Here is a 17780-nt window from a genome sequence, read left to right on the forward strand (position 1 = left end):
ACGCCTATTTCGCCTCCAGCCCAGCCAGGGCGGCGGCACCCATCTGCAGCAGGTCTTCCGCCACGCGCACGCCCAGGCGTTCGGCGCCGGGCACATCCAGTTCGGCGGTTGCGGAGGTGTGGCGCAGCATGTCGGTGCCGTCCGGGGACGCCACCACGACGTTGAGCACCAGGTCGCCCTCGACCACCTGCGCGTACGCGCCGATGGGGGCAGCGCATCCGGCTTCGAGGCGGCGCAGCAGGGCACGCTCAGCGCTGACGGCGAGGCGGGTTTCGTGGTGGTTTGCGGCGAGCAGGGCGCGGCCGAGGGCGCGGACCGGGCGTGCCACCTCAGCGTCGGAGAGCACAGCGGGGTCCGGGTTCTCGAATTCGCTTTCGCGCACTTCCAGGGCGAGCGCGCCCTGGCCGGGGGCGGGCAGCATGCGGCTGGGGTCAAGGTACTCGGTAATCAGGTGTTCCTTGCCCAGGCGCTTGAGACCGGAGACGGCGAGCACCACGGCGTCGCAGTCGCCGCTGCGTTCGGTACCTACGCCGTGGTCGGCGCGTTCGGAGGTTTCGGTGTTCTGGCGGAGCACGACCTGCTTACCGGCGTGCTCTTCCAGGCCCTTGACACGGCCAATGCGGGTGCCCACGTTGCCGCGAATATCCACGATTTCGAGGTCGGGACGCAGGGCACGCAGCTGGGCGGCGCGACGAGGTGAGCCGGTGCCCACGCGGGAGCCTTCGGGCAGGGTGTCTACGGTCAGGCCGTCGCGTGCCACGAGGGCGTCGCGGGGGTCTTCACGCTTGAGGGTTGCGGCGACCACCAGGCCGGGGCAGGGCGCGGAGGGCAGGTCCTTGAGGGAGTGTACTGCCATGTCCACGCGGTTTTCTTCGGAGGCGTTCTCGCCGTCGAGCAGACGCTGGCGCAGTGCCGCAGCGAATACGCCGGTACCGCCGAGGGTTGCCAGGGGTCCGGTGAGCACGTCACCTTCAGTTTTGACGGTGCGCAGGGTGAAGTCCACGACCTCGGCATCTGCGGCGCCGTGGTGTGCCTGGTGTTCGGTGTAGAGGGAGGTGACGGTTTCAGCGGCAATACGGCTTTGGGTCAGGGCGAGAGCAGACCCGCGGGTGCCCAAGATGTACTCGTGATGGCTCATATCTCTCCTTGTCGGTGATGTGTGTGATAGCCCGTAGGCGTGTGCGTTTCCCCAGAGGCTGTGTGTTTGCGACGCTGTGTGTTTGTCTAAATTCTGGGGGCAGCCCGTAGGCACGTGCGCTCCGACCCGCCCGCACACCCCGGTCAGGGGGTGTTGAGGCGAGCCGGAGCTACAGGGGGTGGTGTTAGTGGGAGCAGCATCCGCCGGAGCCGCATCCACCGGAGCGGCTGGCGGGAGCTTCCTCAGACTCGGCGGTATCAGCACCGGCTGCGTACTCGGCGATGACCGGCTTCGGGGCACCTCGGCCGGGCTTGCAGCAGTCGGGTTCGCACTCGTCGAACCAGCCGTACTGGCCGCTCGCGCTCGGAGCGAGAACGCTCTCACGTTCGGGGCGCAGATCGGCGGGAACACCGTTCTCCACGCGCTCCTCAATGAGGCGGCGCAGCGACTCCACGTACGCCGGATGCGTACCGGGGGTCGGGGTGCGTACCGCGACCACGCCCAGGCGCTCGCAGGTGTCCAGCGCCTCGGTGTCCAGGTCCCACTTGACTTCCATGTGGTCGGAGACGAATCCGAGGGGCACCAGCACGACGCCTTCCACGGGGGCTTCGCCGTCCTCTCCGGGGTTGGCGGGGGTAGGCAGCGCCTCCAGGGCGTCGTTGACGTCCGGTTCCAACCAGGGCATGGACGGCGGGCCTGAACGGGACTGGTACACCAGCTCCCATTCGACGTTCTGCAGAAGCTGCGGAGCCTCATCGCGAACCAGCGAAAGCACGGCGCGGGCGACCTGCAGGTGCTTCTCCACGTAGGCGGAGCCGCCCTCATAGTTCACGCCGCGCGGGCCAGCCTCGTTCGCTGCGGAGGTGGGTACCGAGTGGGTGCAGAACATGATGCGCAGGCGCGGGTTCAGCGAACCGCTATCGCGTGCGGCAAGCTGCTCACGCACCGTTGCCAGACCGTCCTTCAGTCCGTCAGCAAAAGCGCGGGAGAAACCGGGCACGTCAAAGAACTGACGAATCTTACCCACATGCACGCGACCTTCCAGGCCGAGCTGCTCAATCGCGATGCCGTAGTCCTCGCGGTACTGGCGGCAGCTCGAGTAGCCGGGGTAGGCGCTGGTCGCCAGCACGAGCACGTTGCGGTGGCCGTTCTCGTAGGCTTCGGCAAGCACGTCCTTCACGTAGGGCTTCCAGTTGCGGTTCGCCCAGGTGATCGGGATGTGCGGGCCGCGTTCGGCGAGCGCCTGCTGCAGCGCGGCGAGCAGGGCACGGTTCTGCTCGTTAATCGGCGAGACGCCGCCGTTGGCACGGTAGTGGGTGGCGACCTCTTCGAGGCGCTCATCCGGAATGCCGCGGCCAGCGGTCACGTTGCGCAGGAACGGGATGACGTCCTCCTGCCCCTCGGGGCCGCCGAAGGAGGAGAGAATCACCAGGTCGTAGGGGCGTGCCTCTTCGGCACGTTCACGGGTGATGCTGCGTTCGCTTCGGTAGTCGCCGAGGGTCTGCTCGTTGAGCGCGGCGGGGCCGTTGGAGGCGGTGTTCGCCGGGTCGGTGCGGTTGGGTACCACGTCGTCCGGCAGGAGCGTGCCGTTGAGGGTTACGCCGTCATTCGGCTGATGGCTCACGCCAGAACCTCTGCTACTTCGTCTGCGCCGATGCGGCGGCCGGTGTAGAAGGGGGTTTCCTCGCGCACGTGCAGGCGTGCTTCGGTGTTGCGGAAGTGGCGCATCATGTCGACGAGGTCAACGAGTTCGGGTGCTTCGAGGGCGAGGACCCATTCGTAGTCGTTCATGCCGAAGGTTGCGACAGTGTTTGCCAGAATCTGCGGGAAGTCGATTGCCTTCATGCCGTGGTTCTTGAGCATTTCTGCGCGGCGTTCGGGGTTCATGTAGTACCAGTCGTAGGAGCGTACGAAGGGGTAGACGCAGACCCATGCTTCGGGTGCCTTGCCGCGTGCGTAGGCGGGTGCGTGGTTGCGGGTGAATTCAGCTTCGCGGTGTACGCCCATGGTGGACCAGACGATGGTGGTGCCTGCGAAGAGTGCGGTGCGGCGGATCTTGCGGACTGCTGCCTGCAGCTTTTCGGGGGTTGCGCCGTGGGTCCAGATCATGACGTCTGCGTTGTCGCGCATTGCGGAGACGTCGTAGATGCCGCGCAGGGTCACGCCGTCTGCTGCGAGCTGTTCTGCGACCTTCTCGAACTCGGCGCGTGCCTCGTCGGTGTTGGACTCTGCGGGGCGTGCGCCGGAGCGTGCGAACACGGTGTACAGGGCGTAGTGCAGGGTTTCGCCCTCTTCGCGGCCGCGGCGGTTCTCGTCAGCTGCGGAGTGCTGGACTGCGTAGCCCTTGGGTGCGCCGCCGTAGCCGTGGCCTGCGTGGGTGTAGCCGCCCTGACCTGCGCCGTGTGCGCCGCCGTGGCCGTGTGCTGCGTGATCGTGAGACATTGTGTGTTCCTTTCTTCAGCGAGGGTTCGCTGTGCTGGAGGCGCGGCTTCCGTAGCCGCGCGTTTTCTCAAATTTTTGGCTTAGTTGTTGGCTGATTTGGGAGGTTGCGGTGCCGTCTATTTGGCGGTTGCGACCTGCGGGGAGGTGACGCCTTCCCAGTCCTGTGCCGCGTGGTAGATGAGGCGGTCCATCTGTTCGTAGGTGTCTTTGACGGTTAAGACCAGGCCGGAGCCTGCCGCCCAGGAGCCGACGGTGCTGAGGGTTCCGAGTTCGCTGGCGCGTTCGCGGAATTCCTTGACTCGGTCGCGGTGGCCGGGGGTGGAGGCGGGTAGTACACCGCGCCAGCGTACGACGTCCGCGTCAACGAGGTTGCTGTGGGTGAGGGCTACGTCCATCATGCGGCTTGCGTCGCGCAGGGCGAGGGTGATGAGCTGCTCGTCGGCGAGTGCCACTTCTGAGAAGCGGGAGTCTTCGCCGCCTCGGCCGTAGGAGAGGCGTACCACGTGGCGTCCGGGGCCTGCGGCCTCGGCGACCCACTGCCATTTGGCGGTGGCGTGGGTGAGTGCCTTGGCGCGTACGGCGGTGGCTTCTTCGGAGACGAGCAGGCCGGTACCGCGGGGGTGCTTGTCCAGGGCGGGGGCATCAACGACGAGGGTGACGAGGGCGACTTCGGGGCCGGGTTCCAGGGCGGGTAGTGCGGTGGAGACGTGCGGTCCGATGAGTCGTGCCACGGTCGGGCCGTCGGTGGCGAGCACCAGGTAGTCGGCGTAGAGGGGGGTGTTTTCGCCGTCGGTGGTGTGGCGCTGGATGATGAACCACTGGCCGGTGGATTCGTCGCGGTCAACGGCGATGACGTCGAATCCGGTGACGATGCGAACACCGGAGGCGTACAGGTCTTCGACGAGACGTTCGGACAGCTGATTCATGCCGCCCACGATACCGGCGACCTGTGAGCCTGCGGGGGCTGCCGAACGGAAAGCGTGCGCTGCGGCGGAGAGGGAGCGGTGCTTGCGGAAGGCTTCGCGCAGACCGGGGATGGTCGCATCGACGTCGAGCTTATCGGGGTGGGTGGAGTACACGCCGGAGACTACGGGTGCGACGAGGTTGTCGAGCACTTTCTGGCCCATGCGGATGCGCACGAGCTCACCGAGGGTCTTCGCGTTCTCGCCTGCGGAGACGGGCAGGAACTTGTCCACCTGGGCGCGGCGCAGACCGTTCTTACCGATGACGGGGATCAGCGACTTATCGTTCACATTGCCGGGGATGCCCATGATGCCGGTGCTGGGGGTGCGACGGGCGCCCTGCGGCAGGTACAGCCAGGAGCCGTAGGAGTTGGGGGTGACGATCTGGTCGCCCAGGCCGAGTTCCTTGACGAGGTCGCTGACAATGGGGCTGCGGGTTGCGAAGGATTCTGCGCCGGAGTCCAGCAGAAGGCCGCCAACTTCGTGGGCACCAACGGCACCGCCAAGGTGGTGACGCTGTTCGAGCAGGGTGACGCGCATACCGGCTGCGGCGAGGCGGCGTGCGGAGATTAGGCCGGAGGGGCCGCCGCCGATGACAATGGCGGTGGGTGCCTTCTCGTTGCGGGTGAAAGCTCGTGCGTTCTGGGGCGCGGCGGAGGAACTGACCTGTGCGGTGCGGTGCGGTGCCTGGTTGGTGTGGCCCATGGTGGTTCTCCTTCGGTCTGTCTGCGGTGGAGTTGCCCTTTTTTTGGGGGGGTAACGGGTGTGGTGGTTGGTTCGGGGTGCAGATGTTCGGTGCAGATGCCGGAGGGTGTCCGGCATCTGCGCCGTCTATTTATCGTTATTTATCCTATGCCTGCGCGGTGCGTTCGTGGATATATGCCACGAGGTCGGTGAGCACCTGCGGGTCGGTGGTCGGGGGTACGCCGTGGCCGAGGTTGACCACGTGCGAGGGGGCGGCGTTGCCTTCTGCGAGGACCTCGTCTACGTGTGCGTAGAGGTTTTCGCTGCCTGCGGCGAGCAGTGCCGGGTCGATGTTGCCCTGCAGGGGTACGGCGCCGTTGAGCAGGGTGTTCGCTGCGGACAGCGGCAGGCGGTAGTCCACGCCGATGACGTCTGCGTCGGCTTCGTGCATGGCGGGCAGCAGGGCGGTGGTGCCGGTGCCGAAGTGGATGCGCGGCACGCCGTATTCGCGCACCATATCGAGAGCGGTTGCGGAGTGCGCCTGCACGTAGCGGCGGTAGTCGCTTTCGCCGAGGGATCCTGCCCAGGAGTCAAAGAGCTGCACGGCGGATGCGCCAGCCTCGATCTGCGCGCGGAGGAACTGGCCTGCGGTGCGGGCTGCCCATTCGGCAAGTTCGTGCCAGGCGGCGGGGTCGGCGTGCATCATGGTGCGCGGGCGCAGGTGGTCGCGGGAGGGGCCGCCTTCGACCATGTAGGCGGCGACAGTGAAGGGGGCTCCGGCGAAGCCGATGAGCGGGGTGTCGCCGAGCATTTCTACGGTGGCGGCGACGGCTTCGCGGATGGGGTCGAGGTCGCTGTCTTTGAGTTCGGGCAGGGCGCGCACCTCATCGAGGGTGCGTAAAGGCTGGTCGAGGACCGGGCCCTTACCGGGCACGATGTCAACGTTGACGCCCGCGAGCTTCATGGGGATGACGATGTCGGAGAAGAAGATGCCGGCGTCAACCTTGTGGCGGCGGACGGGCTGCACGGTGATTTCTGCGGCGAGCTCGGGGGTGAGGCATGCGTCCAGCATGGGGATGCCTTCACGTACCTGGCGGTATTCGGGCAGGGAGCGGCCTGCCTGGCGCATGAACCAGACGGGTCGGTGGCTGGAGGGGCGGCCGGTGAGGGCGCGGAGCATGGGCGAGTTGGCGGCGGTGCCTGCGCGCAGGGGATGGTTGGCGGGTAGGTGTGCGAGCTGCTCGGCGGTGAGCAGGGGTCGCTGGGCGTCGGTGGGATGTGCGGGCAGGGCGGGTGCCTGTGCGGCGCCTTCTGCCGACGCGGGAGTGGTGTGCTGGTTTTCGCTCATAGTGTCTAGTGTGACAGGTTTATGTGGGCGTTTTTGCGACACTTTGTCATGGTGACTTTTACCTAATGGTGACTTTCTTAGTGGTGAGGGACACCTTAGTTCGCACCTGCTAGAACTCTGCTGACACCCTGCATATGCCCTATTAGACCCCTTGTTGACGCGAAGAATACGCAGATGAAGCCCCGAATACGCCGCATCACATTCCGAGATATTCTCCCCTCCCCCGCTTTTGAAATACCGCACCCGCACCCCCGCAGATTCCCCCACCTCCTGTCCGCTATGTGGCACCCACTAAGCCGCGTGGAGCTGTGAACTTAGGTTCTATGAGCTTTACAGGGGCTTAGTCGGCGTGGTTATGATTAACCTCTAGTGAGTACTTATGCATTTGTGGCATCGCACCACACCGTTGATTTGACCACCGTCGCTGCGTTGAGCGCCGGTGCCTCCGGCGTACCCGATGTTCTGGCGGCGGATGTAGCGCGTCAGCTCGGTGTTAAGGGTGCAGTAGTTCTTGCCACCTGTAACCGTCTTGAAATGTATGTTCAGCTGCACGTCTCTGCGCATGTGCACATGGTTCGTGAGCTGATTGTTGATTCGATTGCGCAAACCTCCGGCCTGGACAAGGAACTGGTCAATACCAGTTTCGACGTGTACGCAGACGAGGAGGCGGCACGCCACCTGCTGACGGTCGCCTCCGGCCTGGAGTCTGCAGTGGTTGGCGAGCGCGAAATCGCCGGTCAGGTACGCCGCGCCCTGGCTGCCGCGCAGGCGAAAGCCCAAGAGGAGGGTGTGACTCTTCCGGGTGAGCTGGTGCAGCTGTTCGAGCATGCGGCGCATACGGCTCGTCAGGTGGGTCAGCACACGGCGCTTGGCGCTCAGGGCCGCTCGATTGTGTCTGTTGCCCTGGATCTTGCGGATGAGGTCGCCGAGAAGGATTGGTCGACCCGCCGCGCCCTGATTTTCGGTACGGGTGCTTATGCGGGCGCGACCATTGCGGCTCTGCGTGAGCGCGGTTGCACCGATATTTGGGTAAATTCCCGTTCGGGACGTGCCGCCGAGTTCGCGGCGAAGCGCGAGGTTTCTGCGGTGCCGGTGGACGGCATGGAGCAGGCGATGGCTGAGGCTGACGTCATTATTGGTTGCTCCGGCGGCTCCGATCCGCTGCTTCCCGAGCAGATTCCGGCCGGCCACCACACGATTCTTGACCTGGCCCTTTCGCGTGACTTTGACCCCTCGGTCGCCGACCTGCCGAACGTTGAGCTGATTACCCTCGAATCGGTGCGCCTTGCCGCACCCGAGGAGACCGAGGAGTCCGTGGCGACGGCTACGCGCATCGTGGAGTCTGAGCTGGCGGCGTTTGTGTCTCGTCAGCGTTCCCGCACGATTGACTCCGCGATTGTTGCGCTGCGCTCGCACACTATGGATGTGCTGGATTCCGAGCTGGAGAAGGTACGTAACCAGTTTGGTTGCGGTGCGGCGACGGAGCAGTTTGAGCTGGCGATGCGCCGCATGGTGAAGTCCCTGCTGCACACCCCGACAGTGCGCGCCAAGAAGCTGGCGTCGGAGGGCCGCGCAGAGGATTACGTGCAGGCGCTGGAGACTCTCTACGGTATTCAGGTGGAGGACTCTTAAGAGCACCTCTCCCTCGCTCTTCCCGGCGTTTTTCACGCGCATTTTCACGCGTGACGCGGCGAGTATTTTATTAGCCCCCGGCGAAGTACCGCCCGTTCACGGTGCCGATGGGCGTATTCACGCTAGAGTAGATGCTAGATAAGACAGTTCCCATACCCGGCGCACGTTTGGCTGTGCCGGACTATTCTGCGAGGAGACTCATGGAAATCAAGATTGGCATTCGCCACATTGCTCGTGAAATCGTTGTTGAGACCAGTGAGGCTAAGGAAATCCTCATGGAGAAGGTCTCGAAGGCTATTGAGGACGGCTCGCTGCTGCAGATTATGGATGATAAGGGCAACACCACCCTGATTTCTGGCGCTCAGATTGGCTACGTTGAGCTGGGTTCCGACGCTAAGCGTCACGTTGGCTTCGGTATCGGCGCCTAATTAGTTCGGTAGCTGTTTACCCTTTAGCTTGAGCTTTCCCCGCATCCGTCACGATGCGTAACCGCGCTTTATGCGCTGTGTGCGTGCGCTTTATGCGCCACGTGGTTACGCCGTGCCGAATGCGGGGTTTTGCGCTTTAAACCGCCTACACAAAAACCTCGCGGCACCCGGTTTTGGGGCGGTATATCGCCCATCACGGGTGCACACCACAACCGGTCGGGGGTGCGCCGGAAGCAAATCCAGGTTAATATTGAGGGGTTAAGTGAATGACCGGTCGTACCTTTTTCAAGACCCCGAGGCTGCACCTCATCATGAATCAACCATGAGCATTGAGCATGTGTGCAGGCGGCGTCTCGGCAAGAATTTCCCGTGTAAGAATTTCCCGCGGCCGGCTTTCGACGCCCGCCCGTCACCGCCTCCACCGTTGGGGCGCTGGCTGGCACACCCCGTCTCGGGGAGAAACACACCCCGAACAGGGGTAGAAAGATACGGTCCAGTGACTGAAACGAACACGCAGGAAACCACTCAGACTGCAAAGTCCTTCGCCGACTTCGGCGTTCGCCAGGATATTAGTGACGCCCTCGCGGCGGTTGGCATTACCTCCCCCTTCCCCATCCAGGAGCTGACTCTTCCCGTGGCTCTGTCTGGCCAGGACATCATTGGTCAGGCGAAGACCGGTACCGGTAAGACCCTCGGCTTCGGTCTGCCCACCATTCAGCGTGTGGTCGGCCGCGACGATGAGGGTTGGGCTGATTTGGAGTACCCCGGCGCACCTCAGGCGCTGATTCTGGTTCCGACCCGTGAGCTTGCTATTCAGGTGGGCGAGGACCTGGCGATTGCTGCGAAGCTGCGCAACGCCCGCGTCGCAACCCTGTACGGTGGTGTGCCGATTGAGCCTCAGGCTGAGCTGCTGCGCCGCGGCCTGGAGGTTGCGGTGGGCACCCCCGGCCGCATTATCGACCTGTACCAGCAGGGCTTCCTGAACCTGAAGCAGGTTAAGATCGTGGTCCTCGATGAGGCTGACGAGATGCTGGATTTGGGTTTCCAGCCGTCGGTTGAGAAGATTCTCAGCTACCTGCCGGAGGACCGCCAGAGCATGCTGTTCTCCGCAACCATGCCCGGCCCGGTCATTGCGATGGCACGCCAGTACATGACCAAGCCCATGCGCATTAGCGCCGCTGACCCCGAGGACGCCTCGAAGACTAAGGCGTCGATCCGTCAGGTTGTCTACCGTGCTCACCACCTGGACAAGGACGAGATGATTGGCCGCATTCTGCGCGCTACCGGCCGCGGCCGCACCGTCATCTTCACCAAGACCAAGCGTGACGCTGCCCGCGTGGCGGAGGAGCTGGTGAACCGTGGCTTCGCTGCCGCTCCCCTGCACGGTGACCTGAACCAGGTTGCGCGTGAGCAGGCGCTGAAGGCGTTCCGCACCGGCAAGGTCGACATTCTGGTTGCGACCGACGTGGCGGCTCGCGGTATTGACGTTGAAGACGTGACCCACGTGATTAACCACCGCGTGCCCGAGGATGAGAAGACTTACCTGCACCGTACCGGCCGTACCGGTCGTGCCGGCAATGAGGGTACCGCTGTGACCCTGGTTGACTGGGATGACCTGCCGCGCTGGAAGGTCATTAACGACGCCCTGGAGCTGGGTGTTCCTGAGCCGGTTGAGACGTACTCTTCCTCTGAGCACCTGTTCCATGACCTGAACATTCCGGCTGGCACTAAGGGCCGCCTGCCGCGCGAGGAGCGTGTGGCTGAGGGTATGGGCGACGAGTTCTTTGAGAGCGCCCGTGACTCTCGTGATGGCCGTCCGGCTCGTTCTCGCGGTGGCCGCGATGGTGGCCGTTCTGGCGGTCGTGACGGTGAGAAGGGTTCGCGCCGTTCCCGCGGCGGCCGTGACGGTGGCCGTGAGGGTCGTTCCGGTGAGGGCCGCGGCGAGCGCCGTAGCCGCTCCGAGGGCCGCAAGCGCGCTGAGCGTTCTTCTGAGCGTGCGGAGCGTAACGAGCAGGGCGCATCCGAACGTTCTTCGGAGCGTTCTGAGCGTGCGCCTCGTCAGCGTCGCCGTACCCGCCGTGTTGAGGGTCAGCCCGTGGAGGGTGAGGGCCGCCGCCGTGCTCGCCGCCGCTCTGAAGGCTCCCGTGCTGAGGGTTCTCGCGGTAAGGGCCGTGGCGCTGACCGTGCTGGTTCTGAAGGCTAGGGCCGGGGTTGGGTATTTCAGCATCCCCGGCGCCCGCCGCGCCCTCCCCTGCCGCTGAGGCGAACCGCACGGATTCGAGTGTTTTCGATCCGCAGGGCCCGTCGCTGCTGGTGCAGGCAGATAACCTGGAGTATCTGCGTGAGCTGCCCGATGGTGCGTTCACCGTGATTTACATTGACCCGCCATTCAATACGGGTAAGAAGCAGACGCGCCGCACGTTGAGCGCGGAGGCTTCTGAGAAGGGTGACCGCACCGGTTTTAAAGGCAAGAGCTATTCGAGCACCCTGCAGACTCTGGCGAGCTATAACGACTCGTTCGAGGATTATTGGGCGTTCCTAGCGCCGCGTATTGAGCAGGCGCATCGTCTGCTCGCGCAGGACGGCACCCTGTACCTGCACCTGGATTGGCGTGAGGTTCATTATGTGAAGATTATGTGCGACATGATTTTTGGTCGTGAGAACTTCATTAATGAGCTGATTTGGGCTTATGACTACGGTGCGAAGTCTACGCGCCGCTGGCCGACGAAGCACGACAATATTTTGGTGTACGCGAAGGATCACCGCAGCTATTACTTCAATACTGCGGAGGTTGATCGTGAACCGTATATGGCTCCCGGTTTGGTGACTGAGGAGAAGGCTTCTCGCGGTAAGCTCCCTACGGATGTGTGGTGGCATACTATTGTGTCGCCTACGGGTAAGGAGAAGACGGGTTATCCCACGCAGAAGCCTACGGGTTTGTTGCGCCGTATGATTGCGGCGAGTTCCCGCCCGGGTGATTGGGTGTTGGATTTCTTTGCTGGTTCTGGTTCTACGGGTGCGGCGGCGGCTCAGCTGGGTCGTAAGTTCGTGTGTGTGGATCAGAATCCGCCGGCTATTGAGGTGATGGCTAAGCGCCTGAGTGTGGATCCGGTGTCGTTCGCTGAGTATCGTGGTGTTCCGCGTGGGGCGAGTGTGCTGTTCACGCCGAAGCGTACGGTGGGTGTTCGTGGCGGTACGAGTCGTGATGCGTTGACGGCGGCGAGTCGTCATGCGCTGAAGGCTGTGTTGGATACGCTCACGGAGACTACGCAGCCGGTTGAGGGTGCGTCGTGCCGGTTTGTGCGTCACCGGTCAATGGATGCGGTGGATAAGAAGATGCGTATTGATGGGCGTGATGAGTTGCGTCGTCAGCGTCAGCATCAGGCGCGGGCTAAGGCTCGTGCGGCGCGGGCTCAGCGGGATGCGGTTGCTGCGGGTGCGGTGTTGCAGCATCATGCGTCGCGTGAGAGCGTCTAGGCGGTCTTTTCCACGTATTCGTGAGAGCACGTGTTAAGAGTGTGGGGCGGATTCCCAATAAGGAACCCGCCCCACACTCTTTTGTTTTCACCTCATTGCATATTCTCTAAATCTCTACCTGAAGGTTAGGATTTTTGATACGCTGAGAACGTTCTACTCATGAGGGTGCACAAAGATTGTGCCTCCCCTCTTATTTTGAAGGAGCTATGATGCTTCGACAATTATTCGCCCACCCCACGAAGCGGGCTATCCAGGCCGGTGGCACTGTGCTCTTGGCAGGCGCCATGGTGTGCGGCAGCGTGCCAGCATATTCTCTTGGTGTTCTGAAACCTCGCCAGGTGACCCCCATTGTGCACCCGAATGAACCGGCAGTGACCTGTAACGACCGTGCAGAATATGAGTACTATCGGAACGATGGTGAATTGGGGCGTCGCGTTATCTTTAATTGGGCGCAGTGCGTTGGTCTGATTTCTGAGTATCAGAAGCACCAAATGGTCAAGAAAGATAGTGTTATCTCTCGTGGCCAGTTTGTGGAGTATTTGTATCGCCTGTCGGGTTCTCCTGAGGTGAAGAATCTTCCGGCTCAGTCTCCTTATGGTGATATTAAGACTGATGATCCGCGTTTTCCTGTGGTGATGTGGGCTCGTCAGCGGGGCATTACCTGGGGTTGGAGTGATGGGAATTTCCATTACGATACCCCCGCTGGCGATTCCACGATTGTACTCATGCTGTACCGCTTGGCCGGTAAGCCGGACGTGAATGTCCCTGAATACCACAGGGAAGCATGGAGCGACCCCTGGGATAAAGAATGGCCCAATATGCCTTACGGTTCAGAGCTGCATAAGGCTTATTTGTGGATTACCCAAAAGATTTCTTTAGAGAAAGAAGGATACATCAACGAATATTATAATGTTCGATTCGGAATGAATTTCAATGCACAATCAGGGAAAAATAGTTGGTTCACCTTCGCAGAATACGATTTAGCTTTTTCAGCTTTGCGAGTCGCTGACTCTCTGGGAGCATTCGACAAGTAATCATAGTGCCCCGCATAATAAATGCGGGGCACAACTATTTTTCGCTCTTATACGGTTATAGAGAGCTTCTTCTCAGGAGTTTCTTCCTCTTTAATTCCAAGATTATATGAGTAGTGATTAACTTCAATTCTGGCATACTTATATAGCGGTTTATCAACGCGTAGGATCCAGTTATTTGTCAGCAATTTTATCTGGTCACTAGTACGTTGCTTACTAGATTGATGACAGGCGTCGAAAGCATTTGCCCCGATGATGTTAAGGCGTCCGGCTCCTCCTTCAATATAGAACCCCCATCGTGCTGCGAGAGCCGTATCAAGTGAAAATTTATCCTCTGGATTGTCACTATCTTCGTAGGGATTATCAGAACGTACTCCCGTGAAAGTGCAGTCACTAGCCCACGAACTGATATACCAGTTCGCTGCCTCGTGGTTATGTGCTTTATCTGAGACTGCGTCATGCCAGCTGGAGGATTCACCGATACAACCCACATAGCTATACGGCACTTTAGAACAAAATAAAAGAGTGTGGGGCGGGTTCCTTGACCGGGAATCCGCCCCGCACTCTTTCGTCTTACTACTGGGTCTTACTACTGGGCCGCCAGCTGCTCGCGGATACGCGCCACCGTCACCGCATCCGTCGTATTCTCACCCAGCAGGTTTGGCTTACCCGCGCCGTGATAATCGCTCGAACCCGTCACCAGCACCTCACGGCCCGCCGCACGCTGACGCTCAATAAACTCCAGCAGACGCGCCCGGTCCTCCGCGGAGTTCTCGCGGTGGTACACCTCCACACCCGCCAGGCCAGCCTCCACCATCAAACCCAGATACTCCAGGCTCAACGCAGGGCCACGCATCGTACTCATCGGATGCGCAATCACCGGCACGCCCCCAGCCTCACGCACCAGACGCACCGCCTCCAGCGGGTCCAGCGCATCCTGCGGCACATAGTAGGGGCTGCCCGTGTACAGCAGCTTCGCGAAAGCCTCAGAACGGTCAGTCACCACGCCAGCAGCAACCAGCGCGTCAGCAATATGGGGGCGGCCCACCGCCGTGTTCCCCTCCCCCACCTGCGCCAACACGTCATCCCAGGTCAGCGGGTAGTCGGCGGCAAGACGCTGCACAATAGCCTGCGCGCGGCCCGCACGGCTGGCACGAATCGCCTCCACACGGTGCGCCAGCTCCGAACCCACCGGGTCAAAACCATAAGCGAGCAGGTGAATGGTCTTCGTGCGTGAGCGACCCTCACCGTCGGTGTAACGGTAGCGGCAAGAGAACTCGGCACCCGGCAGAAAATCCAGACCGTACTCATCCGCCAGCTGAGCCGCCTGCGCCCACCCGGCCGTCGTATCGTGATCAGTCAGCGCGAAACCCGCCAACCCGGCGCGAGCAATCAGCGGCACCAGCTCAGTCAGGCTCTGCGTTCCGTCAGAAATAGCGGAGTGAATATGCAAGTCGTAGCGACCGGCAGGGTTCAGGTTTTCAGGCGCGCCCAATTCAGCGGGCTGCGGTGCCTGCTTCGCATGAGGTGCACTATTCCGGTGTTCTGTGTGCGTCATATTCTCTCCTTCCCCGCCCCTGCTAGTTCGTCGCCACCTCAGCGGGGTTTTAAGGTATGTCATCTACTCTTCTGATTCAACCCTACCAATATCGGCGGCACAATATCGGGCACCCGGTCGCAGGTCAAAGATATATTCTGACCCACCGCCCCCTCTCTTATGGTCAAAAGCGCTAAAACACCTGCCCACATGTGGCGAAGGCGATATGATTAAGGCATGACTGAGAACAATGAGAAGAGCACCGAAGCTCAGAAGAACGACCACCGCAGCACCCCCAAAGCGTCTGCGTTCACCGAATTCATCGCCCAGAACTGGGCACAGGCTGAGGACGGCGGCTACACCCGCGAGCGCGTAGCCGACTTCGCAGCCGAGCGCCGCGCCAAGATTTCCAAGGCTTTCCCCGGCGAGCGCCTCGTCCTGCCCGCGGGCCCGCTGAAGGTCCGCTCGAACGACTGCGACTACCGCTTCCGCCCGCACTCGGCGTTTGCGCACCAGACCGGCCTGGGCATCGACCACGAGCCGGACGCCGTGCTGATTTTTGAGCCCGTGGAAGAGGGTACCGGCGACAACGGTTCCAACCACGAAGTCACCCTGTACTTCCGCCCGCTGGCTGGCCGCGACACCGCAGAGTTCTACGCGGATGCACGCTACGGTGAGTTCTGGGTTGGCCCCCGCCCCACCCTGAAGGAGTTCTCCGAGCGTTTCGGTCTGCGTACCCGCGACCTGTCCGAGCTTGAGGTGGCTATCACCAAGAACGCCGGTAACCAGGGCCTGGGCGGCGTGAACATCCGCCTGGTCCGCAACGTTGACCCGGCTGTTGACGCTCTCGTTGATACCTCCCGCTACAACACCGGCGTGGAGCTGGAGCAGGCTGACAAGCTGGATTCCGAACTGGCTGTGGAGCTGTCTGAGGCTCGCCTGATTAAGGACGAGATTGAGGTTGAGAACCTGCAGCGTTCCGTTGACCTGACCGTCAAGGGCTTCGAAGAGGTTGTTCGTGCCCTGCCCAAGGCTGTGGCGCACCACCGCGGCGAGCGCGTCGTTGAGACTGCGTTCTTCTCCGTGGCGCGTACCGACGGTAACGACCTGGGTTACGACACCATCGCAGCCTGCGGTAACAACGCAACCATCCTGCACTGGATTCGTAACAACGGCACCGTCGACGAGGGCAAGCTGCTGCTGCTGGACGCCGGTGTTGAGGACGACACCCTGTACACCGCTGACGTGACCCGTACCTTCCCCGTGAACGGCAAGTTCACCGAGGTTCAGGCGAAGGTCTACAACGCCGTGCTGGATGCCGCTGACGCCGCGTTCGCCGTGGCTAAGCCGGGCACCAAGTTCTACGAGATCCACGAGGCCGCCATGAACGTTCTGGCACACCGCCTGGAGGAGTGGGGCCTGCTGCCGGTTTCCGCAGATGTTTCGCTCACCGTTGAGGGCGGTCAGCACCGCCGCTGGATGCCGCACGGCACCAGCCACCACCTGGGCCTGGACGTGCACGACTGCGCACAGGCTAAGGCTGAGCTGTACATGTGGGCTGAGCTGGAGCCGGGCATGGTCTTCACCATCGAGCCGGCACTGTACTTCAAGGACGAGGACCTCTCCGTTCCCGAGGAGTACCGCGGCATCGGCATCCGTCTGGAGGACGACGTGCTCTGCACCGAGGACGGCAACGTGAACCTCTCCGCAGCACTGCCCCGCACCGTCGAGGAGATTGAGGAGTGGATGGCTAAGCTCTCCAAGGAGGCGTAACCATTCCCGCCAGGCTGTACCGGCTAGTACGGTCTGACGACAATGCGTAACGAAAGCCCCTCACCGAGTGATTCGGTGAGGGGCTTTCGCATGTCTTCTAGGTTGCTTCTCTGCCTGTTTTCCGCCGTTATGGGCGGCTATCGCCGTTGCGGCTTAGGGTTATTTGTGTCAGGGCTATTCGGAGTCCTTGGCGGGCTGGTTCTTATCGTGCAGGCCCTGCGGGCGCGGGGTGGGGCGCTGCGGCTTGGGCTGAATCAGCTTCGCGTATTCTTCCGGGTCGTCCACACGCAGACCGAAACGCTGAGCCGGGCGCTTCTGCGGATTCGGCTTCTGGGCAGTGGTGTTCTGTTCGGTTGCCTGCGCGCTGTTTGCCTGGTCAGTGTTTACCGGCTCCTGGCTAGCAGGCTGAGAAGTCTGAGCGGGCTGAACGGTCTGCGTAGGCTGGGTGGGAGCGGGCATGTTCTGCGCCGCGCTCTGAGCCACCGCATCCTGCGCGGAAGTATCTCGCTCGGGCAGGTTCTGGTTCGGTGCCGGCTGGCTACCCGCCTGTGCACGGTACGAGGGTGCCTTCGGGGCGCCGGTCGGAACCGGGGCGCCGTTCATCGAGACGGTGCTCTGAGCCGCACGAGCCTGCGAAGCTTCCGGGGCTGCCGCCGCACGTGCAGCCGCAACCGCCGCCGAGAAGCGAGGGTGCGCACCCAGCACGCGGCGCGCATCCTGAGCGTACTCCGGCAGAGCGTACATCACGGTACGCGAGGGAATCGCCTCGGTACGCATCGGGTAGCGGCCTCCGTGAGAGCGGCGCAGAACGTACATCTGCCAGAGCACAAACACGGCAACCGACAGCGGCACGTACTTGAGTGCCTCAGAGATAAAAGAGTCACCGGCAAGGGTCATCAGCACCGAAAACACCAGGCCAATCACCGCACCCTGAATCGCCGCAGAAATCAGGGCACGACCGTAACCGGGCTGCACCGGGTACTCCACCTGACGGATACCGTCATTGACCAGGTACAGTGCCGTGACCGGATAATCCTGTTCACTGAGCACGTCAAAGGCGGCGAGCGCATCATCGTGACGAACGAAGGAAGCGATTGCCTCACCGGCGGGTAGGGGCTTGCCCTGAGCCTGCGCCAGGCGCGACGCCAAGTACGAAGAAGGCGGGGTCGAGGGAATATTCGGCAGGTTAGAAGTCATGGCTCCTATTCTACCGCCCGGCAAAAACCGGGAGGGGTGAGCCGGTCAGTGCTCTCCCCCGGCGTAGAGCTCCGCATCAAGCCCACTACCAAGCCCCGCATTAAGCCCAGCGTAGAAAGAATGTAGAGGGC

At 62.3% G+C, this 17780-nt stretch carries 13 protein-coding genes; 6 read left to right on the top strand and 7 right to left on the bottom strand.

The window, feature by feature from the left end:
* Positions 1-4: 4 nt before the first annotated feature.
* The 5 genes from HMPREF2682_RS03810 to hemE all read right to left on the bottom strand — a co-directional run bounded on the left by HMPREF2682_RS03810 (position 5) and on the right by hemE (position 6574).
* Entirely contained in the window at positions 5-1138 is a 1134-nt protein-coding gene (locus HMPREF2682_RS03810; protein WP_070831589.1) for a hydroxymethylbilane synthase, read from the bottom strand.
* 184 nt (positions 1139-1322) lie between these two features.
* Positions 1323-2762, bottom strand: coding sequence for a ferrochelatase (locus HMPREF2682_RS03815; protein WP_070831591.1), 1440 nt, complete (start codon positions 2760-2762; stop codon positions 1323-1325).
* Positions 2759-3580, bottom strand: coding sequence for a hydrogen peroxide-dependent heme synthase (gene hemQ, locus HMPREF2682_RS03820; protein ID WP_049356470.1), 822 nt, complete (start codon positions 3578-3580; stop codon positions 2759-2761). The genes HMPREF2682_RS03815 and hemQ overlap by 4 nt, the downstream gene beginning before the upstream one ends.
* 116 nt (positions 3581-3696) lie before the next feature.
* A complete protein-coding gene (gene hemG, locus HMPREF2682_RS03825) occupies positions 3697-5247 on the bottom strand; it encodes a protoporphyrinogen oxidase (RefSeq protein ID WP_070831593.1) in 1551 nt (516 codons plus the stop codon).
* Positions 5248-5392: 145 nt separating this feature from the next.
* Positions 5393-6574, bottom strand: a complete 1182-nt coding sequence (gene hemE, locus HMPREF2682_RS03830) for a uroporphyrinogen decarboxylase (protein ID WP_070831595.1) — start codon at positions 6572-6574, stop codon at positions 5393-5395.
* Positions 6575-6943: 369 nt separating this feature from the next.
* Between hemE and HMPREF2682_RS03835 the strand changes: the two genes are divergently transcribed.
* The 5 genes from HMPREF2682_RS03835 (at position 6944) to HMPREF2682_RS03855 (ending at position 13145) form a co-directional block, all read left to right on the top strand.
* Positions 6944-8206, top strand: a complete 1263-nt coding sequence (locus tag HMPREF2682_RS03835) for a glutamyl-tRNA reductase (RefSeq protein ID WP_070831598.1) — start codon at positions 6944-6946, stop codon at positions 8204-8206.
* 200 nt (positions 8207-8406) lie between these two features.
* Positions 8407-8634: a DUF3107 domain-containing protein gene (locus HMPREF2682_RS03840; RefSeq protein ID WP_005505268.1), complete on the top strand. Its 228-nt coding sequence runs from the start codon at positions 8407-8409 to the stop codon at positions 8632-8634.
* Positions 8635-9130: 496 nt separating this feature from the next.
* Positions 9131-10837 (top strand): DEAD/DEAH box helicase, encoded by a 1707-nt coding sequence (locus HMPREF2682_RS03845; RefSeq protein WP_070831601.1) that lies wholly within the window; start codon positions 9131-9133, stop codon positions 10835-10837.
* Between the two features lie 8 nt (positions 10838-10845).
* Entirely contained in the window at positions 10846-12111 is a 1266-nt protein-coding gene (locus HMPREF2682_RS03850; protein ID WP_070831604.1) for a DNA-methyltransferase, read from the top strand.
* A 206-nt stretch (positions 12112-12317) separates the two neighbouring features.
* The gene (locus tag HMPREF2682_RS03855; RefSeq protein ID WP_246827245.1) at positions 12318-13145 is read left to right on the top strand and encodes an S-layer homology domain-containing protein; all 828 of its coding nucleotides are present in this window, start codon (positions 12318-12320) and stop codon (positions 13143-13145) included.
* 586 nt (positions 13146-13731) lie between these two features.
* On the opposite strand, the gene HMPREF2682_RS03860 is transcribed toward HMPREF2682_RS03855, so the two are convergent.
* Positions 13732-14700 (bottom strand): PHP domain-containing protein, encoded by a 969-nt coding sequence (locus HMPREF2682_RS03860; RefSeq protein ID WP_083321756.1) that lies wholly within the window; start codon positions 14698-14700, stop codon positions 13732-13734.
* A gap of 216 nt (positions 14701-14916) precedes the next feature.
* Here HMPREF2682_RS03860 and HMPREF2682_RS03865 point away from each other — a divergent pair, with 216 nt between their 5' ends.
* Positions 14917-16452, top strand: a complete 1536-nt coding sequence (locus HMPREF2682_RS03865; RefSeq protein WP_070831610.1) for an aminopeptidase P family protein — start codon at positions 14917-14919, stop codon at positions 16450-16452.
* 174 nt (positions 16453-16626) lie between these two features.
* On the opposite strand, the gene HMPREF2682_RS03870 is transcribed toward HMPREF2682_RS03865, so the two are convergent.
* Positions 16627-17649, bottom strand: coding sequence for a hypothetical protein (locus HMPREF2682_RS03870; protein WP_070831613.1), 1023 nt, complete (start codon positions 17647-17649; stop codon positions 16627-16629).
* Between the last annotated feature and the right edge of the window lie 131 nt (positions 17650-17780).

This window comes from Rothia sp. HMSC061D12 (assembly GCF_001836735.1).
Classification (GTDB): Bacteria; Actinomycetota; Actinomycetes; order Actinomycetales; family Micrococcaceae; genus Rothia.